Genomic DNA, 25286 nt, shown 5'->3' on the forward strand with positions numbered 1-25286 from the left:
AGCTCTATGTCATAGGTATGTCAGGGGTATTTTCCCATTTTTTTCTTTCAATGTCAAAATACTCTTGCAATGTAATTTTATGGGGCTCAAAAGAACTTGGCAACATTGCTAGTTGCTGAATACAATCTACCCTAAATGCTCTAAAATCTTCACGTAACCTACAAAAGGCTATTAATACCCAATTGTCATTGTTATGTATAAGCGCAAAAGGCTCTATTATTCTTGTAGTCTTATTACGTTCTAACGATAAATAATCTATTTGTAATAACTTATAATTAGTTAACGCTATTTGCAACTGCATTAAATAGTTGCTTGTAATTTTTTGCTCTAAATTTGTTCTAATATCTATACGCTCTGTTAGTAAAGACGATTTATCTCTTTGAGAATATCTTAAAACCGATTTTATTTTTTCTACAGCACTACTATATTTTTCTACAAAGGAGATGTCTTTATTTCTACTAACAATTTGTTCTGCAGTAATTAATGCATTTGCCTCTTCCTCTGTAAACATAACAGGTGGCAACTTATAACCGTCTACTAAAGAATAGCCTTTACCTTCTTCTGTATAAATAGGAATCCCAGATTGTTCTAAAGTTCGTATATCCCTATAAATAGTTCTAACACTAACTTTATGCTTGGCAGACAATTCTGTTGCTGTTACAACTTTTTTTGTTTGTAACTGCGTAACAATTGCTGTAAGTCTAACCAATCTAGGCTTCCCTTTTTCCATTTACTCCTCTTCTTCTCTGCTTATCTCTTCATTATTCAAATCTTCATCATCATTTAATTTTCCTGCTTTATTAGCTTCTTCTTGATTAGTTTCACCTAAAACCTCATCTTTTGTTTCTGAGTCTTCTTCTTCTTCATCTGTTTCCTCTTTATACAACTGTACCCACTCTGTCCAAGAACCATCATATACAGATGTATCTTTAGTATCATCTACCAATTTACTTGCTAATAATATAACGCAAGCTGTTAAACCAGAACCACAACTAAAAACCAACGGTTTATCTTCTGCAAAAATTGGCTCTAAAATAACCTTTAATTCTTCTTTTGATTTAAATTTACCATCCTCTAAAACATCTGTAAAAGGAAGATTAACAGAACCTGGTATACTGCCACTAGCCAATTCTGCTCTAGGTTCAGGCTCTGTACCATTAAACCTGCCTGCAGAGCGTGCATCTACAACCAAAGCAGTGGTGCTCTCTGTGTTTTCTTTAACCATTGAAAAATTTACAACAGCAAACTCTTTTTGATTTGCTATAAAATTACCCAATGGCACCCTTTTTTTAGCTGTTTCTTCTGTTGGTAAACCTTGAGCTACCCACTCTGGCAAGCCACCATCTAAAACTGTTACAGTATTATGACCAAATGTAGCAAACAACCACCAAACTCTTGGTGATGTGTACACACCTAAATTATCATACACTACAATTTTACTCGTTTTTTTTATGCCCAATTTACGTGCTTCTTCCTGAAACTGTTTTGCACTTGGTATTGTATTAGGAAAGTCACTAGATGCATCACTAAAATTAGCTTTAATATTAAATTTACGAGCTCCTTTTATTTGCAAATTTTCTAGGTCACTACTTAATCCTGATACGTTTGTAGCCGGACTAGCATCTAAAATTATAATGTTGGTTTCATCTACCAATAAGGCTTCTAATTCTTTAGCCGAGATAAGGGGTGTTTTCATTTTTATATATTTATGCGGCCTTAAAATTACCCAATTAATTGGTTGGTTTGGCGCTAACTTATTAACATAAAAAAAACCATTACACAGAATGCAATGGTTTTATATAATTACTAAGAATAGCTAAATTTATTAAGCTAAAATTCTATTTTATTTTTATCTATTAGCGTTTCTATGACGTTCTCTTGCTAGTAACGTATTTTTTAACAACATAGCAATTGTCATTGGTCCAACACCACCAGGAACAGGTGTTATAAAAGAGGCTTTTTTACTTACGTTTTCAAAATCTACATCACCAGTAATATAATATCCTTTTGGTTTTGTTTCGTCTACTACACGTGTAATACCAACATCTATAACTACAGCATCATCTTTTACCATTTCTGCCTTTAAAAAATTAGGCACTCCTAATGCAGAGATAACAATATCTGCCTGAGAAATAATTTGTGTAATATTTTTTGTTGCACTATGCGTTAAGGTTACCGTAGAATTTCCTGGCCAACCTTTACGCCCCATTAAAATACTCATTGGTCTACCAACAATATGACTACGACCTATAACTACAGTATGTTTTCCTTTAGTATCTACTTTGTAACGCTCTAACAACTCTAAAATACCAAATGGAGTTGCTGGTATAAATGTACTCATATCTAAAGCCATTTTACCAAAGTTAGTAGGGTGAAAACCATCTACATCCTTGTCTGGATCTACCGCTAAAAGTACTTTTTGTGTATCAATTTGTGGTGGTAAAGGTAACTGTACTATAAAGCCATCAATTTCATCATCTTGGTTAAGCTCTTCAATTTTACGAAGCAATTCTATTTCACTAGTTGTACTTGGCATTTGCACCAAAGTAGACTCAAAACCAACACGCTCACAAGAACGTACTTTACTACCAACATACGTTAAGCTAGCCCCATCACTACCAACAATAATTGCTGCTAGGTGTGGTACTTTTTCTCCACGCTCTCTCATTTTGGTTACCTCAACGGTAATTTCCTCTTTAATTTGGTTTGATACTTTTTTCCCGTCTAGTAATTCCATTATCAGATTGTTAGTTTGATGGTTTTATATTGAAAATATTTTTATTTAATTATGGGCGCATTCCTTTCATACCACCCATCATTTGCATCATTTTTTTGCCGCCACCGCCTTGCATCATCTTCATCATTTTACTCATCTGGTCAAACTGCTTTAGTAATTGGTTTACTTCTTGCACAGTTCTACCACTACCTTTTGCTATTCTCTTTTTACGACTAGCATTAAGCATTGTTGGAGTTTCTCTCTCCACAGGAGTCATAGAATGTATAATTGCTTCTACGTGTTTAAACGCATCATCATCTATATCCATACCTTTTAATGCTTTACCAGCACCAGGTATCATACCCATTAAATCTTTAAGGCTACCCATTTTCTTAATTTGCTGAATTTGCTTTAAGAAATCATCGAACCCAAATTTATTTTTGGCAATCTTCTTTTGTATTTTACGGGCTTCTTCCTCATCAAACTGCTCTTGAGCACGTTCTACTAAAGACACAACATCTCCCATACCTAGGATACGTTCTGCCATACGAGAAGGATGAAAAACGTCTATTGCATCCATTTTTTCACCTGTACCAATAAATTTAATTGGTTTAGTTACTACAGATTTAATAGATATTGCTGCACCACCACGAGTATCACCATCTAATTTTGTCAGTATTACACCATCAAAATTTAAAACATCATTAAAGGCTTTTGCAGTGTTAACAGCATCTTGCCCAGTCATAGAATCTACAACAAATAATGTCTCTTGTGGTTTAATTGCTTTGTGTACGTTAGCAATCTCGGTCATCATTTCTTCATCTACAGCTAAACGACCAGCGGTATCTATAATAACCACATTATGTCCGTTTGCTTTTGCGTGTGCTATACCAGCCTCTGCAATTGCAACAGGATTTGTGTTTCCACGATCTGAAAATACATCTACCCCTATTTGCTCACCAACTACATGTAACTGGTCTATAGCCGCAGGACGATAAACATCACAAGCTACCAATAGTGGATTTTTAGTTTTTTTGGTTTTTAAATAATTTGCAAGTTTACCAGAAAAAGTTGTTTTACCAGAACCTTGCAAACCAGACATTAATATTATAGATGGTGTACCAGAAAGGTTTATACCTTCTGCGTCGCCCCCCATAAGCTCTGTAAGCTCATCTTTTACCAACTTAACCATTAACTGGCCAGGCTGTAATGTTGTTAGTACATTTTGACCTAGTGCTTTTTCCTTTACTCTATTTGTAAATTCTTTTGCAATTTTAAAGTTAACATCGGCGTCTAATAAAGCCCTACGAACTTCTTTTAAAGTTTCGGCAACATTAATTTCTGTTATTTGTCCGTGTCCTTTTAAGACGTGGAACGCTTTATCTAACTTTTCACTTAAATTATTGAACATAAGTCTACTTTTTTCTGGAATTGCAAATTTAATAATTACATTGGGAAGTGTGTGGTTTAAGCCAAAAAATATAGTATAAAAAAAGGGCTACTTAAAAAAAGTAGCCCTTTAGCATAATTATTATGTACTATTACTAGTCACATACTTTGGTTAAGACAATAATTTCTTCTCCTTTTTCTAACTTAAATGAATCTGTACCACATTCTATTACTTTCCATTCTCCATTATAGTTACCTAATTTTAAGCTTAAGGCTAAAAAACTTAACACCCCGCTTTGTAAAGACCAAGCACCTTCATCTGCTATTGTATTGTTAGCATCGTAAGCGTGAATATTGCTGTTAGAAAAATCTATTAACAACTCTTCAGAAAAAGTACCATCTACATTTGTGATTTTAAATTTACAACCTCCCGATAAAGCTTCATTTATATCAGCATCACTGCAAGCACCTGCATCATCACAATTTCTTTCTAATACATTTTGGTATATTCTCTCATCTTCATTGTAGATATCTACAAACATTTGATTTTCTGAGTATGATGCTATTTTCCATTTTTCAGAAATCATCTCTTGATTAATATTGTAAAAAACAATAATGTTACCCTCTAAAGCCCAAGTTGAAAAAGTATCTATAGTAAAAACACTTCCGTTATCATCTACAAACCTAACATCTCCGTTTTCTAAAAACTTAACATTATAATACCCAATAGAAGAACTACTTGGCACAACAAAATTCCACTTACAACCGTATAACAAATTCTTAAGCTCTTCACTTGACCCATTATCAGATAACTCACAGTGTTTTTCCAATATAATTTTATCACTTCCGTTATTTGCTAATAATTTTATCTTGTTATCATTTAACTCATAAACGTACCAATCTAAGTTAAAATCTGCCATAGTTTCAAACTCCATTTTTAACTCAACTCTATTGCTATTGGTATTAACAACTGTAGACCAAGTACCTTCTACATAATTACCTTGATTGTTTTTAGTAACTACACTTCCGTTTTCATTAAAGTCCATTACAAACTCTAAATACTGCTCTGTTTGCTCTTGATTGTTTCTAAAAATTTCTTGTATTAACCAAGGACAATCAATTAAAAATGTATCTAATCTCTCTTTTGTAAAATCGTCATCATTATAATCATTGTCATCATCTTCATCACACATATCTTTAGCGTTTTCTAACACAGCAGCCAATTCTGCATTGCTATTTACAACAACTTTAGTGTTATCGTATTTTTCTAAAGTGATAGGAAAATCTAATCCAACAATATCATTATCTCCTAAATTTGCAAAAAACAATCTAAATTCTTTGTCGCTTTTAACTGTTGTTGTACTAGTAATTTCTAAATTAGTATTAAAGCTAAAAACATCTATTGGGTATACAAAATCTATACATTCAATATCATCATCTTCACCACCTTCTACACACTCTTCAGCTTTAGCCATTAACTCTTCTTTACTGTTTATAGTTAATTCTGTGTAATTAGATAAAGTAATTTTTATAGGAAAAGTAATTTGTAAGTTGTAATCATCAGAATCTATTTCATCTAAAATTTCTTCAATTAATTTTAAATCATCAGTAGAATCTATTGTAATGTCTAACCCGTTTACACTAACGGTGTAAGGAAATTGTATTGCAAAACAACTAGCGCCATCAACTATATTATCATAAGAACCATCTTTTGAGGATGTCCCTTTAATTAAAGATGCTGTTGCAGAAGTAGATTCAATAGCTTTACCATCGTTATTGTTTGGTAATTCTTCAAACTCTTCTTGACAAGAGGTTAGACTAAATGTTCCCATAAGTAGGATTGCGAACATAAATTTTGCGAAAACTTTTTTCATAATAATTTGGTTTATTTTTTGTTTTTATACCCCTATAACAATTCAATTAAAAAAAACCCTACCAACAAAATATCATTTTTTTAAAATACCTTTGAAAAAAATAAACCTATCTAGTTTTGAATATAGAGAATGACACTAACGTTTGCGAAGAAAAGGTATACAACCAAATCTTTACCACCAATTCTAAAACGGTATTTAATTACATATATTATAAGTTTGGGAATGAAGAAAAGGCTTATGATGCGGTACAAGAAGCTTTTGTAAAATTATGGGAAAATTGCGCTAAGGTATTACCTTCCAAAGCAAAATCTTATGTTTACACGATAGCCAATAATTTATATTTAAATATGATTAAGGCTGATAAAGTAAGGTTAAAATATGCACACCTAAATACAGATGTTACTAATGAAACTCCAGAATTTTTACTTGAAGAAAAAGAATTTCAAACAAAATTAGATAACGCCCTTGCTAATTTACCCGAAAACCAACGAACTACTTTTTTATTAAATAGAATTGACAAAAAGAAATATGCAGAAATTGCAGAATTAGAAGGTGTTAGTGTTAAAGCTATAGAAAAAAGAATGCATTTGGCTCTAAAATCACTTAGAGAACATATAGATGGAATTTAATATATTGATTCATAATTATATAAATTGATAAAAATTAAAATATAAAGTAGGGTTTTTTACTTATTGATTGTTATACCTACGTAAAGCAAAAGTTATGCAAGAGAATTACCTAGCTAAATGGCTAAATAACGAATTAACAGAAGAGGAAATTATTCAGTTTAAAAAAACCGAAGAATATACCACTTACCAAAAAATAATAGCTACATCTAATAAGATGCAGGCCCCAGAGTTTAACCAAGATAAAGCTTTACAGGCAATTAACAATAAACGTAATGCTGCTAAAGAAACTAAGGTTGTTAAATTAAATCCGTTTAAAAAATACATAAGTATAGCTGCTGCTGTAGTACTAATTTGCGGTTTAGGCTATTTTTACACCACTACTTTAGACCAAACCATAAGTACAGATTACGCCCAAAATAACGAACTTACTTTACCAGACAACTCTGAGGTTTTTTTAAATGCCGAGTCTAAAATAGCTTACAATAAAAACAGTTGGGATAAAAATAGAGATGTTTCTTTAGAAGGTGAAGCCTTTTTTAAAGTTGCTAAAGGAGAAAAATTTACAGTAACTACAAACCACGGAACCATTAGTGTTTTAGGAACACAATTTAACGTAGAAACTAGAGCTAACTTTTTTGAAGTTACTTGTTATGAAGGGCTTGTAAATGTAAACTACAACGGTACAGACTACAAAGTACCTGGTGGCACTTCTTTTATGGTTATTAATGGTAAAGTAGCACCACTTAGCCATGTTAAAACACTAGTACCATCTTGGACGTTAAACGAAAGTACATTTAAAAGTATACCATTAGAATTTGTTTTAAACGAACTACAAAGACAATTTAATTTAACCGTAACTACCAAAAACGTAAATACAGAACAACTATATACAGGATCTTTTAACAACAAGGATTTAAATCTTGCGTTAAAGAGTATAAGTATACCCTCTAAAATAAGTTATACATTAGAAGAGGATAAGGTGTTGTTTTATGTTGAGGAATAACTGTCTAAAAATTACTTACTGTTGTTTGTTTTTTGCCTTTAGTTTTATAACTAATGCGCAAAAAACTAATAACACCTTACCTTTAACTAAGTATTTGCATCAAATAGAGGAGCAATTTAATATTAGAATATCTTTTGCAAATAAAGATACAGACACTTTAACTATTACACCTGCTACAACAAATAATTTAGAAAGCATTCTAAATTTTGTAGCAGAGAAAACATCGTTAACCTTAACTAAGTTAAATAAACGGTACTATGCATTATCTAAAGACAACACCATTAGTATACACGGTAAATTTTTAGATAATTACGAGCAAAACACTGTAAATGGCGCTACAATTGAAGTGTTAGATAATGAACTTGCAACAGTTACAGACTCTACTGGATATTTTTTATTAAATAATGTACCACAAGACGCTATAATAAAAGTGCGTTTTATTGGCTATAAGACTATGCATTTTAATGCATTGGAATTAAATAAAAACAAACCTGTTAAAACTTTTTTACTACGTGAACATTATGTAGAATTAAAAGAGATAATACTTTCTAAATTTTTAACTACAGGATTAAACAAATCTTTAGATGGGAGTATTGTTTTAAAAACAAATAATTTTGGCATATTACCAGGACTTATAGAGCCAGACGTGTTGCAAACTGTACAAGCATTACCTGGTATAAAAAGTAGTAACGAAACAGTCTCTGACATTAATGTACGTGGTGGTACAAACGACCAAAATCTTGTTTTATGGGAAGATATCAAAATGTACCAATCTGGACATTTTTTTGGTTTAATATCTGCTTTTAATCCATATTTAACTAATAGTGTTACTATAACTAAAAACGGAACAAGTCCGCAATATGGCGATGGTATTAGTAGCGTTATAGATATGCGAACTAATAATAACATAGATGATTCTTTTTTTGGCACAGGTTTTAATATGATAAGTGCAGATATTTATGCACAAGTACCTATCACAAACAAAGGAGCTTTTCAATTTTCTGCAAGAAGATCTGTAACAGATTTTTTAAACTCCCCTACATACAACAGGTATTTTGATAAAACTTTTCAGGATAGCGATATAGAAAGCGATACAAAAGATACTGAAATAACCAGAAAAGAAGATTTTTATTTTTATGACATTACCGCTAAAGCAATGTATAACTTAAATAAAAATCACAAATTGCGTTTTAGTTTTATACAAATGAACAACGCATTAAAATATGCAGAAACAAGTACTAACGAGGAAAATAGTAATAGTAATTTAGATCAACAAAACACTTCTTTTGGAGGTAGTATGGAAAGTACTTGGAACAACAAACTAAGTACAAAAGTTAATGCGTACCGCACATATTACAATTTAAATACGTTAGCAGTTTCCAATAAACAAGAACTACAACAAAACAATAAAGTATTAGAAAGTGGTTTAAAATTAAACATAAACTACAAGTTAAATAATAACGTTAATGTTTTAAGTGGCTACCAACTTATAGAAACCGGTATCTTAAACCTAACCAACGTATCACAACCACCTTATAGAAAAAACATTAAAGGCGTTATTAGAACAAATGCTATTTTTAGCGAGATAAATTACAACACAACAAAATTAAAAGCTAAAGCAGGTGCAAGATTAAATTATATAGAAAATTTAAACACCTTTAAAAGATGGATTTTAGAACCACGTTTAAATGTAAACTACAACATTGCCAAAAATTTAAACGCATCAATATTAGGAGAGTACAAAAGCCAATCTACTAACCAAATTATAGATTTAGAACAAAACTTTTTAGGAATAGAAAAAAGAAGATGGATTTTAGCTAATGAGGACGAGTTGCCAATAACTACTAGCAAACAGTTATCTGTTGGACTTAATTACGACAAAAATAGCATCTACATTGGTATTGAAGCTTTTTACAAAAATGTAGAAGGTATAAGTACACTAACACAAGGTTTCCAAAACCAAGACCAGTTTAATGGCGAAATAGGAAAATACAACATTAAAGGCATTGAGTTTTTAATTAATAAAAAAACCACAAATTATAGTACTTGGTTAAGCTATACCTATAATTTAAATAATTACACTTATAATGACATTAGTCCAACAACATTTCCTAACAATCTAGATATTAGACACACTGTTACTTTTGCTGGTACATACAACTACAAAGATTTTAAACTTGGTATAGGTTTAAATTACAACTCTGGAAAGCCCTATACAGAACCAGAAGAAGGTGAAAACGCTTTAAACATATTAAGCTTTCCTGCAAAAATAAATTACAAAGAACCAAACAGTAGTAGGCTACCCAATTATGTTAGAGCAGATATCTCTGCACTATACAACTTTAAAATTGGTAGCACATGTAAGGCCACTTTTGGTGCATCAATCTTAAATATTTTAAACAAAGAGAATATTTTAAATAGATATTACAGAGTTACTAATGATAATGAAATAGAAACCGTAGAAAGCGTATCCTTAGGAATAACACCAAATGCTAGTTTTAGAATTAGCTTTTAAAGTTTATGGTGAAAGCTAAACTCTTCAAAATTTAACATACGAGTTATTATATTATACAGCTCCGGAAAAGTAGCTGCAAAATCCGATGGAGTTTCTACATAATTCTCTAATGTTACCGCAAAAAACTCATGAATATTTGTTGTTGCGTACGGTCTAAAGTATTTTGTTCTTTCTACACGTTCTAAAAAAGCCTTATCATTTAAAAGCTTTTCCATTTTAGCCATTCCTTTTCTAAACTTAACAGCTGTATATTTTAAGTCTTTTTTAAAATGAAAAGCTAACGCATGCGCAAACTCATGCACTCCTAAATTTAAATTATCTGTAGCGTCTTCAAAACCACTTAGTACATGTTCTGCAGAAAAAACCAATGTTTTTAATTGCGGGTTATATTCTCCTAAATGATTTTGTTTTGTTATTGTAGAAAAATAAGCTGAAGGATAAATAAGTATTTTATGAATAGTTGCTATTCTGTAATCCTTAAAGCCAAGCATTAAAAAAGCTGCCGTTGCAGACAATAGCAGCTTAATTTCTTCATCTTTAGAGCTCTTTTCTGAGAAAATAAATGTTTTATTTGCTCTAAACCTAGATACTCTATTTCTAAACTTTTGTTTTTGTTTTGGAGATAATAAAGAATATGCTGGTAAATACTTTACTATTAAATGCTCATCTGCAGCAGATAGTTTAATATTCTTTTTAGAAGGTGTAAAAAAGTATAAATCTGCTATGTAATATAAAATATAAATAAAATATCCAAAAACACACGCTAAAGCAACAATACCAAATATACTAACTCCTAAATCATCATTCATTTAATATCTTTATAATTACATACGGTTAGGTACCTCTATACCTAACAAGGCAAATGCAGATTTAATAATCTCACCTACTTTCTTAGACAACTGCACTCTAAATATTTTCTTTTGCAAGTCTTCTTCTGGTAAAATTGGTACATTTTGGTAAAAAGAATTAAACTCTTTAACTAAGTCATAGGTGTAATTTGCTATTAAAGCCGGACTAAAACTCTGTGCTGCATTTTGAACAACAGAAGGGAACATTTGCATTTGCTTTAATAACTCCTTTTCTTTTTCATGCAAGTCACCAGCCTTTACAGTTGCCGTATAATCAAAATCAGACTTTCTTAAAATAGACTGTATTCTTGCATAGGTGTACTGTATAAAGGGTCCTGTATTACCTTGGAATTCTACAGATTCTTCAGGATTAAACAAAATGCGTTTTTTAGGATCTACTTTTAGTATATAGTATTTTAAAGCCCCTAAACCAATTACCCTGTAAAGCTCTTCTTTTTCAGTATCTGTGTAACCGTCTAACTTTCCTAATTCTTCAGAAATGCTAGCTGCTGTAGCTGTCATATCTTTCATTAAATCATCAGCATCTACAACAGTTCCTTCTCTACTTTTCATTTTTCCGCTAGGTAAATCTACCATACCATAACTTAAATGATACAATTGTTCTGCCCAAGAAAAGCCTAATTTTTTAAGTATTAAAAACAATACATTAAAGTGGTAATCTTGCTCATTACCAACAGTATAAACCATACCATTTACATCTGGATGATCTTTAGTACGCTGTATTGCAGTACCAATATCTTGCGTCATATAAACTGCTGTACCATCTGCACGTAATACAATTTTTTCATCTAAACCTTCGTCAGACAAATCTATCCAAACACTACCATCTTCTTTTCTGTAGAAAACACCTTTTTCTAGACCTTCATCTACAATATCTTTACCTAAAAGATAGGTATTACTCTCATAGTAATATGAGTCAAAATCTACTCCTAAATTTTTATAAGTAACCTCAAAACCACTATAAACCCATTGGTTCATCATTTTCCAAAGTGAAACCACTTCTTCATCACCAGCTTCCCACTTACGTAGCATTTCTTGTGCCTCTAATAAAAGTGGCGCTTGCTTTTCTGCTTCTTTTGCATCTGTACCAGCAGCAACTAAATCTGCTATTTGTACTTTATACTCTTTATCAAACTTAACATAGTAATTACCTACTAACTTATCACCTTTAAGACCAGTACTTTCTGGAGTTTCACCGTTACCAAAAAGTTTCCAAGCCAACATACTTTTACAAATATGTATACCACGATCGTTAATAATCTGGGTTTTGTATACTTTTTTACCAGATGCTTTTAAAATTTCTGCAACAGAATAACCTAATAGGTTATTTCTAATATGCCCTAAATGCAATGGTTTATTAGTATTGGGAGAAGAATATTCTACCATAACAGCATCTGCCGTTTCTGCTACAAAACCATAGTTCTCTGTATCTTTAACACTATTGAAAAAGTTTACATAAAAAGCATCACTAATTACAATGTTTAAAAAACCTTTAACTACATTAAAGTTTTCTACTTCTTCTACATTTTCTTTTAAATACAATCCTATTTGTTCTCCAATTTGTGCAGGATTACCTTTTACAAAGCGCAGAATAGGAAAAACAACTACAGTTATATCACCTTCAAAATCTTTTCTTGTTGGCTGAAATTCTACTGTTGGCAGCTCTATTTTATAAATAGATAAAACCGCATCTTTTACCTTTTGCGTTAACACTTCTTGGATATTCATTATAAATTGTATTTAAGCCTGTAAAATTACGGCTTTTATCTTTTTCTATAAGATAGATTTTAGTTTGTTTTTGGTAAAAATACTTCTGCCATCATACATCTTGCACTACCACCACCACAAGTTTCTATAGTTTCTAAAGAACTATGTATAATTTCTGATGTTTTTTCTATTGCTTCAATTTGCTTTTCTGTTAAACTATGGTATGCTGCAGAACTCATTACCAGGTAACGCTTATCTTTTGCTCCCATTACCTGAAGCATATTACCTGCAAAAGAATGCATTTGCTTTTCTGTAATAGCTATAACTTCTTTACCATCTTCTTTTAAATGCTTAACTACATTTTTACGCTCTTTTTTATCGTCTATAGTATCTAAACAAATTACAGAAAAATCTTCTGCTAAGCACATCATAACATTGGTATGGTATATAGGTAAACGCTTACCTTCTACAGATTGGTTTGCAGTAAATATAACTGGAGTATACTCAAAATCTTCACAGAATTCTATAAATAAATCTTCATCTGCTCTTACAGATAGTGCGCAGTACGCTTTTTTATTTACTCTATCCAATAAAATACTACCTGTACCTTCTAAATAAAGCTCTTCATCCTCTGCACTAGTATAATCTATAGTATGGTCTATACTAAAACCTTTTTCCTCCAAGATGTCTAAAATATCTTCTCTACGTTCATTTCTTCTATTCTCTGCATACATAGGATATAAACCTACAGTACCATTTTCATGAAAAGAAACCCAGTTATTAGGAAAAATAGAATCTGGTGTATCTGGCTCTTTAGTATCATCTACAACAACCACATCTACTCCTTTAAAACGTAATTGTGTAACAAAAGCATCAAACTCTGCCTGAGCTTTTTTGTTTATTTCTGCATTTTTAATGTCAAGGTCTTCTTGAAAATAATTGTTTACAGCTGTTTGTTCGTTTTTACGAAAACCAACTGGTCTTATCATTAAAATTGTATTAGTAACCTGCATAGTTATATTATAAATATATTATTCTCTTAGTAATGGTAATGTGCTACAACGTAACAAACCTTCTTGTTTAGAAATTTCTGAATATGGCACCTCTTCTACCGTAAAGCCTTGTGCTCTTAGCCAATCATTTAATCTTGTAAAGTTTTTTTCTGATACAATAACCTCTTCAGAGATTGAAAAAATGTTACTAAACATATTGTACATTTCATCACTTGTAATTTCAAACACATTTTCTTTACCAAAAAAGTCTACCAACCACTGGTATTCTTCTTCTACTAAAAAACCGTTTTTATGAAGAATAGCTTTGCCTTTACCAATTGGCTGAAAACAACAGTCTAAATGCAGTGCATTTTCTCTTGCATTGGTAGATTTACGTAGCTCAAAAGACTTTACTGTTTTATTAGGAAAAAGCTTTGTTATATGATCTACTGCTAATTTATTTGTTCTGGCAGTTATATGGTGAGAGTAATTTTCTGCAGTATAGGTACCAATAAAAATATGGTCGTTCCAAGGCATAACATCACCGCCTTCTATATGCGCTTCTTCAGGTAGTTCTATAACCTTATCAGGGTTTATTTGATCTACAATGTATTGTATTGCTAAATATTCTTCCTCCCTATCTGGTAAAATATTTGCTCTAAAAAAAACATCGTCAATAACAAAAGCTATATCTCTAGAAAAAATCTGATTACAATCTTTTAGCAGTTTTGGCCTTAATACTTCTACATTGTATTTTTTAAGAACAGCCTCAAAAGCATTCATCTCTGTAACCATATCCTTTTCTACCGGATATGTACCCGCTAAAATATGCTCTAAAGATTTAGGATCATAAGCTTCTTCTGCTGTGGGCGTAGATCCACAACTCTCTGCGGTTCCCAAAACAACTGTTTTTAACCTAGAAGTTTCGTTTTTCACATTTATTTGACGCATAAACTAATTTTTATGCAAATATGAAACGAATTTTTCTAAATAAAAATAAGAATCCCTAAAATAATAAAAGCCTTTTTGAAATATCAAAAAGGCTTTTATAAACAATGTATGTTATTACAGTTTATCTTTTGTTTACTTCTACAAAAGATCTGTGATTTTCACCAACGTAAACCTGTCTTGGTCTACCAATTGGTTCGTTATTTAATCTCATTTCTCTCCATTGAGCTATCCAACCTGGTAATCTTCCTAATGCAAACATAACTGTAAACATTTCAGTAGGTATACCTAATGCTCTGTAAATAATACCTGAATAGAAATCTACATTAGGATATAATTTACGATCTACAAAATAAGGATCTTCTAAAGCCTCTTTTTCTAAACCTTTAGCGATATCTAAAATTGGATCGTTAATACCTAAATCATTTAATACTTCATCAGCAGCTACTTTTATAATTTTAGCTCTAGGATCAAAGTTTTTGTATACTCTATGTCCAAAGCCCATTAATCTAAAAGGATCATTTTTATCCTTAGCTTTAGCCATATATTTTTTAGTATCTCCACCATCAGCTTCTATAGCTTCTAGCATTTCTAATACTGCTTGGTTTGCACCACCATGTAATGGACCCCAAAGAGCAGAAATACCCGCAGATAAAGATGCAAATAAACCTGCATGAGAAGAACCTACAATTCTTACAGTAGATGTAGAACAATTTTGTTCATGATCTGCGTGTAAAATTAATAATTTATCTAAAGCATCTATAACAACTTTATTTGACTTGTACTCTTCACTAGGTCTCTTAAACATCATTTTATGAATGTTTTCTACGTAACCTAAAGAATCATCTCCGTAATCTAACGGAAGACCTTTTTTCTTTCTTAATGTCCAAGCAACTAAAACAGGGAATTTTGCTAAAATTCTTACTATTGCGTGGTACATATCATTTTCTGAAGTAACATTTACAGAAGATGGGTTAAATGCAATTAAAGCACTTGTTAAAGATGATAACACGCCCATTGGGTGTGCAGACTTAGGAAAACCATCTAAAATCTTTTTCATCTCCTCATCTACGTGAGACTCCTTTTTTATATCTGAGTGAAATTTAGCTAACTGCTCTGCGTTAGGTAATTCTCCAAAAATTAATAAATAAGCTACTTCTAAAAAGTCTGCTTTTTCAGCTAACTCTTCAATAGAATATCCACGGTATCTTAAAATACCCTTTTCACCATCTAAAAATGTAATAGCACTCTCACAAGAGCCTGTATTTTTATATCCTGGATCTATTGTTGTTAAACCGGTTGCAGAACGTAATGTTTTTATATCTATGGCCTGTTCTTTCTCTGTGCCCTCTACTACTGGGAAATCATATTTATTCCCGTTAAATTCTAAAGTAACTTTATCTGACATTGGTATAATTTACTAATATTATTAATCGAACTGTAAATTTAAGAAAAAGACACTAGTTTATCAATTAGTTAGCACTATTTATACATTTAATAACATTAATTCTTTTAAAAATATAAGCCTAAAAATAGGTTTACAATAAAAAGAGAATTGAATTTGCTATATATTATATTAATTTGACAATTAAGCACAAAAAAGCCGCTCTTATACAGAGCGGCTCAATAAACTAAAACTAGTTTTTTTTATTTTATTTTAAAGGCATCCATTTGCGGGTAGTATGCAACAGTACCTAATTCCTCTTCAATACGCAATAATTGATTGTATTTAGCCATACGGTCAGATCTAGAAGCAGAACCTGTTTTAATTTGCCCTGTGTTTAATGCAACTGCTAAATCTGCAATTGTATTATCTTCTGTCTCTCCAGAACGGTGAGACATTACAGATGTATAACCTGCATTTTTAGCCATAGTTACAGCTGCTATAGTCTCTGTAAGCGTACCTATTTGATTTACTTTAATTAAGATAGAATTTGCTATATTATTCTTAATCCCTTTAGATAAACGCTCTACGTTTGTAACAAATAAATCATCACCAACTAATTGCACTTTATCGCCAACTTTTTCAGTTAAAGATTTCCAGCCATCCCAATCATTCTCATCCATACCATCTTCAATAGAAATAATAGGATATTTAGCAGACAAATCTGCCAAATACTGTGCTTGCTCTTCAGATGATCTAATTACACCTTTATCGCCTTCAAACTTTGTGTAATCATATTTACCATCTACAAAAAATTCTGCAGCAGCACAATCTAAAGCAATCATAATTTCATCACCCAACTTATAACCTGCATTAGAAACAGCTTTTGCAATAGTATCTAAAGCATCTTCTGTACCACCTGCTAAATTTGGGGCAAAACCACCTTCATCACCAACAGCTGTACTTAAACCTCTATCATGTAATACTTTTTTTAAGTGGTGAAAAATCTCAGTTCCCATTTGCATAGCATGCGTAAAGTTTTTAGCTTTTACAGGCATTACCATGAATTCCTGAAAAGCTATTGGCGCATCTGAGTGAGAACCTCCATTAATAATATTCATCATAGGAACAGGCAACGTATTTGCACTTACACCACCAACGTATCTGTATAATGGCATTCCCATTTCATTAGCTGCAGCCTTAGCAACCGCTAAAGAAACACCTAAAATTGCATTAGCTCCTAATTTAGATTTATTTGGCGTACCATCTAAATCTATCATTGTTTGGTCTACTAAGTTTTGTTCAAAAACAGACATTCCAATAATTTCTTCAGCTATAGTAGTATTTACATTTGCAACGGCATTTAAAACACCTTTACCCATAAAAATATCTCCACCATCTCTTAACTCAACAGCTTCATGTTCACCCGTAGAAGCACCAGAAGGAACTGCGGCTCTACCTAAAACACCATTTTCTGTATATACGTCTACTTCTACAGTAGGGTTACCTCTTGAATCTAATATTTGCCTTGCATGCACATTTATGATAATACTCATAGAATTTTTTATTTTTTAGGTTGATATAATCTTCTCGTAAAGATACAAAAGTGTACCATTACCCGTGAGTTTTACGCCATAACTATACCAATAATTAACTATAATTTAAACGAAAACGATATCGTATTATTTAGTTCTAACTGTTTTTAATTAATTCGAAAAAATTATCAAACAAATAATTAGAATCGTTAGGACCTGGACTTGCTTCTGGGTGATACTGTACAGAAAAAACATTTTTATTCTTCATTCTTATACCAGCAACAGTGTTATCGTTTAAGTGTTTGTGTGTAATTTCTAAATCACTATTAGCCTCTGCTTGATCTCTATTAATAGCAAAACCGTGGTTTTGAGAAGTAATTTCTCCTTTACCAGTAGTAATATTCATAACCGGATGATTAATTCCTCTATGCCCATTATGCATTTTATATGTAGAAACTCCATTTGCTAAAGCAATCACTTGATGACCTAAACAAATACCAAATAAAGTTTTATTGTTAGCAATGATATCCTTAGCTGTTTGTATAGCATCAGTTAAAGGTTCTGGATCACCAGGCCCATTAGAAATAAAATAACCATCAGGATTAAAAGAACTTAACTCACTATAAGATGCGTTGTAAGGAAACACTTTTATATAAGCATCTCTTTTAGCTAGGTTACGCAATATATTTTTTTTAATTCCTATATCTAAGGCAGCAATTTTATATTTTGCATTTTCATCTCCATAAAAATAAGGTTCTTTAGTAGAAACTTTAGAAGATAATTCTAAACCTTCCATACTAGGAACATTTGCCAATTGCTCTTTTAAACTCTCTATATTATCTACATCTGTAGAAATTACCGCATTCATAGCACCATTATCTCTAATATAGCTAACCAAAGCTCTTGTATCTACATCAGAAATAGCAAAAAGGTTACTGTTATTTAGAAACTCTTGTAAACTAGCATCCGCATCTACTCTAGAATAATCATAACTAAAATTTTTACAAACCAGCCCAGAAATCTTAACAGAATTAGACTCTACCTCTTCTTTATTGGTACCGTAATTACCAATATGTGCATTGGTAGTAACCATAATTTGCCCAAAATAAGATGGATCTGTAAAAATTTCCTGATACCCTGTCATACCAGTATTAAAACAAACTTCACCAAATGCTGTACCATCTGCATCACCAACAGCTTTACCGTGAAAAATTGTACCGTCTGCTAATAATATTAGCGCTTTTTTTCTTGCTTGATATTTCACCCTATAAAAATTTAATCCTTAATATTTCTATTATACAAATTTAACATAAAAAAAAGGGACAGACTATAAGTCTATCCCTTTTGAATATTTAAAAAATAAAATCATTATTTTATTCTTCTGAATCATCTGATTTTGTTTCTGCTACAGGCGCTACAGCCTTTTTGCTTCTACCTCTTCTAGATTTCTTCTTCTCTTTTGGTTTACCAGCGTTATAAACTTCATTAAAGTCTACTAACTCTATTAAAGCCATATCAGCATTATCACCTAACCTGTTACCAAGCTTAATAATTCTTGTATAACCACCTGGTCTGTCTCCTACTTTAGAAGAAACCTCACCAAATAAAGTTGTTACTGCGTACTTATCTCTTAAGTTTTTAAACACTATACGTCTGTTGTGAGTACCTTTCTCTACAGACTGGTTGTTTTCTGCCTTTGATTTAGTAATTAAAGGCTCTACAAATTGTTTTAAAGCTTTAGCTTTAGCAACAGTAGTGTTAATTCTTTTGTGCTCAATTAAAGAACAAGCCATATTTGCTAACATAGCTTTTCTATGCGCTGCTTTTCTTCCTAAATGATTAACTTTTTTACCGTGTCTCATTATATTATCTTATATATCTCCTTAGTGGAAATAAAATTAATCTTTATCCAATTTATATTTTGACAAGTCCATTCCAAAACTCAATCCTTTATTAATCACTAATTCTTCTAATTCTGTTAATGATTTTTTACCGAAGTTTCTAAACTTCATAAGATCGTTTTTGTTGAAAGAAACTAAGTCTCCTAATGTATCTACTTCTGCTGCTTTTAAACAATTTAGTGCACGAACCGAAAGATCCATATCTACTAATTTTGTTTTAAGCAACTGACGCATATGTAATGATTCCTCATCATAAGTCTCAGTCTGAGCTATTTCATCAGCTTCTAATGTAATACGCTCATCAGAGAATAACATAAAGTGATGAATTAAAACCTTTGCAGCTTCAGTTAAAGCATCTTTAGGATTTATTGATCCATCGCTACTAATTTCAAAAACTAATTTTTCATAATCAGTTTTTTGTTCAACACGATAGTTCTCAATACTATACTTTACGTTTTTAATTGGCGTAAAGATAGAATCTATTGGAATAGTTCCTATAGCAGCACCAGGCTTTTTATTCTCTTCTGCCGGCACGTATCCTCTTCCTTTTTCAATAACAATTTCCATATTAATGCTAACTTTAGCATCCATATTACAAATTACTAAATCAGGATTTAATACTTGGTACCCAGAAATAAATTTCTGAAAATCACCCGCAGTTAACTGATTTTTACCACTTACAGAAATTGAAACAGTTTCAGTTTCAACATCTTCTATTTGTCTCTTAAAACGAACTTGTTTTAAGTTTAGAATCATTTCTGTAACGTCTTCAACAACACCTGGAATAACAGAGAACTCATGTTCTACTTTATCCATTCTTACAGAAGTAATTGCAAAACCTTCTAATGCAGAAAGTAATACTCTTCTTAATGCGTTTCCAACAGTCAATCCATAACCAGGCTCTAAAGGACGAAATTCAAATTTCCCTTCAAAATCTGTAGAATCGATCATTATAACTTTATCGGGCTTCTGAAAATTTAATAATGCCATAGTTGAATTAGGTTGTTTATTTAGAGTATAACTCGACGATTAGTTGTTCCTTGATATTCTCTGGAATCTGAACTCTTTCTGGAATTGATACATAAGTACCTTCGTTTTTCTCAGAATTCCAAGTAATCCACTCGTATACTCGACTGTTAGCAGCCAATGCATCTTGTATAGCAGATAATGATTTAGACTTTTCTCTAACACCTACAACATCACCTGGCTTTAAAGAATAAGATGGTATGTTTACCAATTGACCGTTAACTGTAATGTGACGGTGAGAAACTAATTGTCTTGCTCCTCTTCTTGAATTAGAAACACCCATTCTGTAAACAACGTTGTCTAAACGAGATTCACATAATTGAAGTAAAACTTCACCAGTAACACCTTTACTGCTGTTTGCTTTAGCAAATAAGTTTCTAAATTGTTTTTCTAAAATTCCGTAAGAATATTTAGCTTTTTGCTTTTCCATTAACTGGACAGCATATTCAGATTTTTTACCACGTCGTCTATTGTTACCGTGTTGTCCTGGAGGGTAATTCTTTTTTTCAAAAGACTTATCTTCTCCAAATATCGCTTCTCCGAATTTACGTGCGATTTTAGTTTTAGGTCCTGTATATCTTGCCATTTTCTATTATTTTGAAAGTGAGATTATGAATTAAGGCTTATCCTTCGATAATCGTAACTACACTTTCTGTGAAACGCCCATAGGGCTATTAAATTAATTAAACTCTTCTTCTTTTTGGAGGTCTACAACCGTTGTGTGGTAATGGAGTAACATCAATAATTTCTGTTACTTCAATTCCTGAGTTGTGAATTGCACGTATTGCAGATTCTCTACCGTTACCAGGTCCTTTTACATAAACTTTAACTTTTCTAAGTCCTGCTTCATGTGCAACTTTAGCACAATCTTCAGATGCTACTTGCGCAGCATAAGGTGTATTCTTCTTAGATCCTCTAAAGCCCATTTTACCGGCAGATGACCAAGAGATTACATCTCCTTTTTTGTTTGTTAAAGAAATAATAATGTTGTTAAAAGAAGCTGTTACGTGTGCTTCTCCAACTGATTCAACTATAACTTTACGTTTTTTAGCTGTTTTTGTATTTGACTTTGCCATATTTTTCTAGTTTTTAGTTGTTAGTTGTTAGTATTAGAATCCTAAACTTTAACATTTCAGACAGATTCAATCCAACTTCTAAATACTAATGACTTTTAATTATTTAGTTGCTTTCTTCTTGTTAGCAACAGTTTTTCTCTTACCTTTTCTAGTTCTAGAGTTGTTCTTAGTTCTTTGACCTCTTAAAGGTAAACCTGACCTATGACGAATTCCTCTGTAACATCCGATATCCATTAAACGTTTGATGCTTAATTGAATTTCTGAACGTAATTCACCTTCAATAGTAAACTCAGATACAGCATCACGAATACGACCTATTTCGTCATCATTCCAATCTGATACTTTTGTATCTTCACTAACTTGGGCTTTAGCTAAAATTTCTTTAGCTCTACTTCTACCTACACCAAATATGTACGTTAAAGCTATAACTCCTCTTTTCTGTTTTGGTATATCTACACCTGCAATTCTTGCCATAATTACCCTTGTCTTTGTTTAAATCTAGGATTCTTTTTATTAATTACGTACAACCGTCCTTTTCTGCGCACTATTTTGCACTCGGCACTTCTCTTTTTTATTGATGCTCTTACTTTCATCTTAATATCTATATGTAATTCTTGCTTTAGTCAAGTCATAAGGGCTCATTTCTAATTTCACCTTATCACCTGGTAATAATTTAATATAATGCATTCTCATCTTTCCAGATATATGCGCTGTAACCACGTGTCCGTTTTCTAACTCTACGCGAAACATTGCATTAGATAATGCTTCAATTATAGATCCGTCTTGCTCTATCGCTGCTTGTTTAGCCATAACTTATGCTACTTTTCTATTTTTACCACTTTTCATTAAGCCATCATAATGTCTATTTAACAAATATGAATTCACTTGTTGAACCGTATCAATTGCTACACCCACCATAATTAGTAGTGATGTTCCACCATAAAACATTGCCCAATTCCCTGTAATTCCCAATAGCTGAACAACAATAGCTGGTAAAACAGCCAGCAAAGCTAAGAAAATAGATCCGGGTAACGTAATTAATGACATAATTTTATCTAAAAAATCTGCAGTTTCTTTCCCAGGCCTTGTTCCTGGTACAAATCCACCACTTCTTTTTAAGTCATCTGCCATTTTATTTGTTGGTACAGTAATAGCAGTATAAAAATATGTGAATATTATAATTAGAAAAGCAAATAATAAATTATATGCTAATCCAAAGGGATCTTGAAAATTAACCTCAAACCATGAACCTACTGCAGAAGTATTAAAATACTTACCAATCATACCTGGCAAAAACATTAAAGCTTGTGCAAATATTATTGGCATAACACCAGATGCATTTAACTTAAGAGGAATATACTGTCTAGATCCAGTAATGTTTTTCTCATAACCACCAGATGCGGTTCTTCTTGCATACTGAACAGGTATTTGACGTGTAGCTAATACTATTAGTACAGATGCCAAAATAACTAAGAACCATAAAATAACTTCAACAAGGATGAACATTGGTCCACCAACATTGTCACCTGTTCTAGAAGCTACTTCCTGAATAAATGCTTGAGGCATAGTAGCAATAATACCAATCATGATTAATAATGAAATACCATTACCAATACCCTTATCTGTTATTTTTTCTCCTAACCACATTGCAAACACAGTACCTGTAACTAATATAATTACAGCTGGAATCATAAAATCTAGCCCTTTACCTAATACAAAAGCACTATCTGGAACTCCAAATGCACCTAAACCTAAAAGATAAGCAGGAGCCTGTACAATACATATTGCAATAGTCAACCATCTTGTAATTTGGTTAATTGTTTTTCTACCACTCTCACCTTCTTTTTGTAATTTTTGAAGGTAAGGGATAGCAATACCCATTAATTGCACTACAATAGATGCAGAAATATAAGGCATAATACCCAATGCAAAAACAGATGCCTTGGCAAAAGCCCCACCTGTAAATGCATTTAATAAACCAAATATACCTTGTTCTGTACCTGTTTGTAAATTACCCAATTCCTGAGAATCAATCCCTGGTAGTGCAATTTGAGCACCAAAACGGTATACTAATAGTAAAGTAAGCGTAATAATTATTCTGTTTCTTAACTCTTCTATTTTCCAAATATTGGATATGGTATCAAAAAATTTCTTCATCTTCTGTTTAGTGATTAAAGACTTATTGCTTCTCCTCCAGCAGCCTCAATAGCTTGCTTTGCAGACGCAGTAAATTTGTGAGCAGAAATTTTAAGAGTAGCTTTTAATTCACCACCACCTAAAATCTTAACCAAATCATTTTTTCTTACTAATCTATTCTCTAAAAGAGTTTCAAAAGTAACTACATCTTTTATAGCTCCTTTATCAACTAACTCTTGTAGTTTCTCTAAATTAATTCCTTGGTAATCTTTTCTATTGATATTTGTAAAACCAAACTTAGGTACACGTCTTTGCAACGGCATTTGTCCACCTTCAAAACCAATTTTCTTAGAGTAACCAGATCTAGATTTAGCACCTTTGTGCCCTCTAGTAGCAGTACCACCTTTACCAGAACCTTGTCCTCTACCTACGATTTTACCTGCCTTATTGACAGCACCTTCTGCAGGTGTTAAATTACTTAAATTCATCTTGATAAATTTATAATTAAGCTTCTTCAGTAGAAACTAAATGTTCAACTTTATTTACCATACCAAGGATATTTGGCGTAGCCTCATGCTCAACAACTTGACCAATTTTTCTAAGCCCAAGAGCCTCTAAGGTTCTTTTTTGTCTTTGAGTCTGTTTAATATTACTCTTAACTTGCTTTACTTTAATCTTTCCCATTGTATCCTATTTATCCTTTAAATACTTTTTCTAAAGATACTCCTCTTTGATCTGCAATTGTTTTTGCATCCCTAATTTGTAATAAAGCATCAAAAGTTGCTTTAACTACGTTATGAGGGTTAGAAGATCCTTGTGACTTTGATAATACATCATGTACACCAACTGCTTCCAATACAGCTCTTACAGCTCCACCAGCAATTACACCTGTACCGTGAGATGCAGGTTGGATATATACACGAGCACCACCAAATTTACCTTTTTGTTCGTGAGGTATAGTTCCTTTGATTAGAGGGATTCTAATTAAATTCTTTTTTGCGTCTTCAACAGCTTTTGCAATAGCAGTAGCTACATCTTTAGATTTACCTAAACCGTGTCCAACAACACCGTTTTCATCTCCTACAACTACTATAGCAGAAAAACCAAAAGCTCTACCACCTTTTGTTACCTTAGTAACTCTTTGTACACCAACCAAACGATCTTTTAGATCTAATCCACCTGGTTTAACTGTTTCTACGTTTTTATATCTTTGGTACATAATATATTAGAATTTAAGTCCGCCTTCTCTAGCACCTTCTGCTAATGATTTAATTCTTCCGTGGTATAAGTTACCACCTCTATCAAAAGCAATAGTTTCTATACCAGCCTTTAAAGCCTTTTCAGCGATAGCTTTACCTACTTGGTTAGCTATTTCTATTTTAGTTCCTTTTGCATCTAGCCCGTTATCTCTTGAAGACGCTGAAACTAATGTAGTTCCTGCATTATCATCAATAATTTGAGCATAAATCTCTTTGTTACTTCTAAATACAGCTAATCTTGGTTTAGTTGCAGTTCCAAATGAAACTTTTCTAATCCTTCTTTTAATTCTGTATCTTCTTTCAGTCTTTGATAATCCCATATTGCTA

General features: G+C 32.1%; 27 protein-coding genes. 3 read left to right on the forward strand and 24 right to left on the reverse strand.

The features are described from left to right. Positions 1-4 precede the first annotated feature (4 nt). The 5 genes from AX016_RS16685 to AX016_RS16705 all read right to left on the reverse strand — a co-directional run bounded on the left by AX016_RS16685 (position 5) and on the right by AX016_RS16705 (position 5979). Positions 5-730 carry a helix-turn-helix transcriptional regulator gene (locus AX016_RS16685; RefSeq protein ID WP_100896700.1) on the reverse strand — a complete coding sequence of 242 codons (726 nt, stop codon included), beginning with the start codon at positions 728-730 and terminating at the stop codon, positions 5-7. Beyond that, positions 731-1696, reverse strand: a complete 966-nt coding sequence (locus tag AX016_RS16690) for a sulfurtransferase (RefSeq protein WP_100896701.1) — start codon at positions 1694-1696, stop codon at positions 731-733. 153 nt (positions 1697-1849) lie between these two features. Beyond that, a complete protein-coding gene (locus AX016_RS16695) occupies positions 1850-2737 on the reverse strand; it encodes a bifunctional 5,10-methylenetetrahydrofolate dehydrogenase/5,10-methenyltetrahydrofolate cyclohydrolase (RefSeq protein WP_100896702.1) in 888 nt (295 codons plus the stop codon). A 49-nt stretch (positions 2738-2786) separates the two neighbouring features. Further along, entirely contained in the window at positions 2787-4127 is a 1341-nt protein-coding gene (gene ffh, locus AX016_RS16700) for a signal recognition particle protein (RefSeq protein WP_100896703.1), read from the reverse strand. Positions 4128-4260: 133 nt separating this feature from the next. Next, the gene (locus AX016_RS16705) at positions 4261-5979 is read right to left on the reverse strand and encodes a hypothetical protein (protein ID WP_100896704.1); all 1719 of its coding nucleotides are present in this window, start codon (positions 5977-5979) and stop codon (positions 4261-4263) included. Positions 5980-6095: 116 nt separating this feature from the next. Here AX016_RS16705 and AX016_RS16710 point away from each other — a divergent pair, with 116 nt between their 5' ends. From AX016_RS16710 to AX016_RS16720, 3 genes are all read left to right on the forward strand, one after another. Continuing rightward, on the forward strand, positions 6096-6608 hold the full coding sequence (locus tag AX016_RS16710) for an RNA polymerase sigma factor (protein WP_100896705.1): 513 nt from the start codon (positions 6096-6098) through the stop codon (positions 6606-6608). 94 nt (positions 6609-6702) lie between these two features. Next, positions 6703-7611 carry a FecR family protein gene (locus AX016_RS16715; RefSeq protein WP_100896706.1) on the forward strand — a complete coding sequence of 303 codons (909 nt, stop codon included), beginning with the start codon at positions 6703-6705 and terminating at the stop codon, positions 7609-7611. Between the two features lie 94 nt (positions 7612-7705). Beyond that, on the forward strand, positions 7706-10126 hold the full coding sequence (locus AX016_RS16720) for a TonB-dependent receptor (protein ID WP_232732650.1): 2421 nt from the start codon (positions 7706-7708) through the stop codon (positions 10124-10126). On the opposite strand, the gene AX016_RS16725 is transcribed toward AX016_RS16720, so the two are convergent. The 19 genes from AX016_RS16725 to rplR form a co-directional block, all read right to left on the reverse strand. Then, complete coding sequence (locus tag AX016_RS16725) at positions 10123-10935, reverse strand: zinc-dependent peptidase (protein ID WP_100896708.1); 813 nt, start codon at positions 10933-10935, stop codon at positions 10123-10125. The genes AX016_RS16720 and AX016_RS16725 overlap by 4 nt on opposite strands. A 15-nt stretch (positions 10936-10950) precedes the next feature. Further along, on the reverse strand, positions 10951-12723 hold the full coding sequence (gene argS / locus AX016_RS16730) for an arginine--tRNA ligase (RefSeq protein WP_100896709.1): 1773 nt from the start codon (positions 12721-12723) through the stop codon (positions 10951-10953). A gap of 59 nt (positions 12724-12782) precedes the next feature. Then, the gene (gene ctlX, locus AX016_RS16735) at positions 12783-13715 is read right to left on the reverse strand and encodes a citrulline utilization hydrolase CtlX (RefSeq protein ID WP_100896710.1); all 933 of its coding nucleotides are present in this window, start codon (positions 13713-13715) and stop codon (positions 12783-12785) included. A gap of 18 nt (positions 13716-13733) precedes the next feature. Then, positions 13734-14645, reverse strand: a complete 912-nt coding sequence (locus AX016_RS16740) for a dimethylarginine dimethylaminohydrolase family protein (RefSeq protein ID WP_100896711.1) — start codon at positions 14643-14645, stop codon at positions 13734-13736. 121 nt (positions 14646-14766) lie between these two features. Further along, on the reverse strand, positions 14767-16050 hold the full coding sequence (locus tag AX016_RS16745) for a citrate synthase (protein WP_100896712.1): 1284 nt from the start codon (positions 16048-16050) through the stop codon (positions 14767-14769). Between the two features lie 239 nt (positions 16051-16289). Next, the gene (gene eno, locus AX016_RS16750; protein WP_100896713.1) at positions 16290-17582 is read right to left on the reverse strand and encodes a phosphopyruvate hydratase; all 1293 of its coding nucleotides are present in this window, start codon (positions 17580-17582) and stop codon (positions 16290-16292) included. Positions 17583-17718: 136 nt separating this feature from the next. Continuing rightward, the gene (gene carA, locus AX016_RS16755) at positions 17719-18825 is read right to left on the reverse strand and encodes a glutamine-hydrolyzing carbamoyl-phosphate synthase small subunit (protein WP_100896714.1); all 1107 of its coding nucleotides are present in this window, start codon (positions 18823-18825) and stop codon (positions 17719-17721) included. A gap of 109 nt (positions 18826-18934) precedes the next feature. After that, positions 18935-19423, reverse strand: coding sequence for a 50S ribosomal protein L17 (gene rplQ, locus AX016_RS16760; RefSeq protein WP_100896715.1), 489 nt, complete (start codon positions 19421-19423; stop codon positions 18935-18937). Positions 19424-19459: 36 nt separating this feature from the next. After that, on the reverse strand, positions 19460-20452 hold the full coding sequence (locus tag AX016_RS16765; protein ID WP_072303176.1) for a DNA-directed RNA polymerase subunit alpha: 993 nt from the start codon (positions 20450-20452) through the stop codon (positions 19460-19462). 16 nt (positions 20453-20468) lie between these two features. Further along, positions 20469-21074, reverse strand: coding sequence for a 30S ribosomal protein S4 (gene rpsD, locus AX016_RS16770; protein WP_100896716.1), 606 nt, complete (start codon positions 21072-21074; stop codon positions 20469-20471). Between the two features lie 97 nt (positions 21075-21171). Beyond that, the gene (rpsK, locus tag AX016_RS16775) at positions 21172-21564 is read right to left on the reverse strand and encodes a 30S ribosomal protein S11 (protein WP_013621735.1); all 393 of its coding nucleotides are present in this window, start codon (positions 21562-21564) and stop codon (positions 21172-21174) included. A gap of 99 nt (positions 21565-21663) precedes the next feature. Then, complete coding sequence (gene rpsM, locus AX016_RS16780; protein WP_013621734.1) at positions 21664-22038, reverse strand: 30S ribosomal protein S13; 375 nt, start codon at positions 22036-22038, stop codon at positions 21664-21666. A 2-nt stretch (positions 22039-22040) separates the two neighbouring features. Then, positions 22041-22157, reverse strand: a complete 117-nt coding sequence (ykgO, locus tag AX016_RS16785) for a type B 50S ribosomal protein L36 (RefSeq protein ID WP_013621733.1) — start codon at positions 22155-22157, stop codon at positions 22041-22043. A gap of 1 nt (position 22158) precedes the next feature. Then, positions 22159-22374, reverse strand: a complete 216-nt coding sequence (gene infA, locus AX016_RS16790) for a translation initiation factor IF-1 (RefSeq protein ID WP_013305172.1) — start codon at positions 22372-22374, stop codon at positions 22159-22161. Positions 22375-22377: 3 nt separating this feature from the next. Next, positions 22378-23721 (reverse strand): preprotein translocase subunit SecY, encoded by a 1344-nt coding sequence (gene secY, locus AX016_RS16795; RefSeq protein WP_100896717.1) that lies wholly within the window; start codon positions 23719-23721, stop codon positions 22378-22380. Positions 23722-23735: 14 nt separating this feature from the next. Beyond that, positions 23736-24188, reverse strand: coding sequence for a 50S ribosomal protein L15 (gene rplO / locus AX016_RS16800; protein ID WP_100896718.1), 453 nt, complete (start codon positions 24186-24188; stop codon positions 23736-23738). 16 nt (positions 24189-24204) lie between these two features. After that, positions 24205-24384 carry a 50S ribosomal protein L30 gene (rpmD, locus tag AX016_RS16805; RefSeq protein ID WP_013621730.1) on the reverse strand — a complete coding sequence of 60 codons (180 nt, stop codon included), beginning with the start codon at positions 24382-24384 and terminating at the stop codon, positions 24205-24207. Positions 24385-24394: 10 nt separating this feature from the next. After that, positions 24395-24919, reverse strand: coding sequence for a 30S ribosomal protein S5 (gene rpsE, locus AX016_RS16810; RefSeq protein ID WP_100896719.1), 525 nt, complete (start codon positions 24917-24919; stop codon positions 24395-24397). Positions 24920-24925: 6 nt separating this feature from the next. After that, positions 24926-25279, reverse strand: coding sequence for a 50S ribosomal protein L18 (gene rplR, locus AX016_RS16815; protein ID WP_100896720.1), 354 nt, complete (start codon positions 25277-25279; stop codon positions 24926-24928). Positions 25280-25286 lie beyond the last annotated feature (7 nt).

It is taken from the genome of Cellulophaga sp. RHA19, from assembly GCF_002813425.1.
Taxonomy (GTDB): Bacteria; Bacteroidota; Bacteroidia; order Flavobacteriales; family Flavobacteriaceae; genus Cellulophaga.

Bases quoted from the DNA above. Each gene is read 5' to 3' on its own strand.
- AX016_RS16685 (WP_100896700.1), bottom strand. From the start codon at position 730: ATGGAAAAAGGGAAGCCTAGATTGGTTAGACTTACAGCAATTGTTACG.
- AX016_RS16690 (WP_100896701.1), bottom strand. From the start codon at position 1,696: ATGAAAACACCCCTTATCTCGGCTAAAGAATTAGAAGCCTTATTGGTA.
- AX016_RS16695 (WP_100896702.1), bottom strand. From the start codon at position 2,737: ATGGAATTACTAGACGGGAAAAAAGTATCAAACCAAATTAAAGAGGAA.
- ffh (WP_100896703.1), bottom strand. From the start codon at position 4,127: ATGTTCAATAATTTAAGTGAAAAGTTAGATAAAGCGTTCCACGTCTTA.
- AX016_RS16705 (WP_100896704.1), bottom strand. From the start codon at position 5,979: ATGAAAAAAGTTTTCGCAAAATTTATGTTCGCAATCCTACTTATGGGA.
- AX016_RS16715 (WP_100896706.1), top strand. From the start codon at position 6,703: ATGCAAGAGAATTACCTAGCTAAATGGCTAAATAACGAATTAACAGAA.
- AX016_RS16725 (WP_100896708.1), bottom strand. From the start codon at position 10,935: ATGAATGATGATTTAGGAGTTAGTATATTTGGTATTGTTGCTTTAGCG.
- argS (WP_100896709.1), bottom strand. From the start codon at position 12,723: ATGAATATCCAAGAAGTGTTAACGCAAAAGGTAAAAGATGCGGTTTTA.
- ctlX (WP_100896710.1), bottom strand. From the start codon at position 13,715: ATGCAGGTTACTAATACAATTTTAATGATAAGACCAGTTGGTTTTCGT.
- AX016_RS16740 (WP_100896711.1), bottom strand. From the start codon at position 14,645: ATGCGTCAAATAAATGTGAAAAACGAAACTTCTAGGTTAAAAACAGTT.
- AX016_RS16745 (WP_100896712.1), bottom strand. From the start codon at position 16,050: ATGTCAGATAAAGTTACTTTAGAATTTAACGGGAATAAATATGATTTC.
- eno (WP_100896713.1), bottom strand. From the start codon at position 17,582: ATGAGTATTATCATAAATGTGCATGCAAGGCAAATATTAGATTCAAGA.
- rplQ (WP_100896715.1), bottom strand. From the start codon at position 19,423: ATGAGACACGGTAAAAAAGTTAATCATTTAGGAAGAAAAGCAGCGCAT.
- AX016_RS16765 (WP_072303176.1), bottom strand. From the start codon at position 20,452: ATGGCATTATTAAATTTTCAGAAGCCCGATAAAGTTATAATGATCGAT.
- rpsD (WP_100896716.1), bottom strand. From the start codon at position 21,074: ATGGCAAGATATACAGGACCTAAAACTAAAATCGCACGTAAATTCGGA.
- rpsK (WP_013621735.1), bottom strand. From the start codon at position 21,564: ATGGCAAAGTCAAATACAAAAACAGCTAAAAAACGTAAAGTTATAGTT.
- rpsM (WP_013621734.1), bottom strand. From the start codon at position 22,038: ATGGCAAGAATTGCAGGTGTAGATATACCAAAACAGAAAAGAGGAGTT.
- ykgO (WP_013621733.1), bottom strand. From the start codon at position 22,157: ATGAAAGTAAGAGCATCAATAAAAAAGAGAAGTGCCGAGTGCAAAATA.
- infA (WP_013305172.1), bottom strand. From the start codon at position 22,374: ATGGCTAAACAAGCAGCGATAGAGCAAGACGGATCTATAATTGAAGCA.
- secY (WP_100896717.1), bottom strand. From the start codon at position 23,721: ATGAAGAAATTTTTTGATACCATATCCAATATTTGGAAAATAGAAGAG.
- rplO (WP_100896718.1), bottom strand. From the start codon at position 24,188: ATGAATTTAAGTAATTTAACACCTGCAGAAGGTGCTGTCAATAAGGCA.
- rpmD (WP_013621730.1), bottom strand. From the start codon at position 24,384: ATGGGAAAGATTAAAGTAAAGCAAGTTAAGAGTAATATTAAACAGACT.
- rpsE (WP_100896719.1), bottom strand. From the start codon at position 24,919: ATGTACCAAAGATATAAAAACGTAGAAACAGTTAAACCAGGTGGATTA.
- rplR (WP_100896720.1), bottom strand. From the start codon at position 25,279: ATGGGATTATCAAAGACTGAAAGAAGATACAGAATTAAAAGAAGGATT.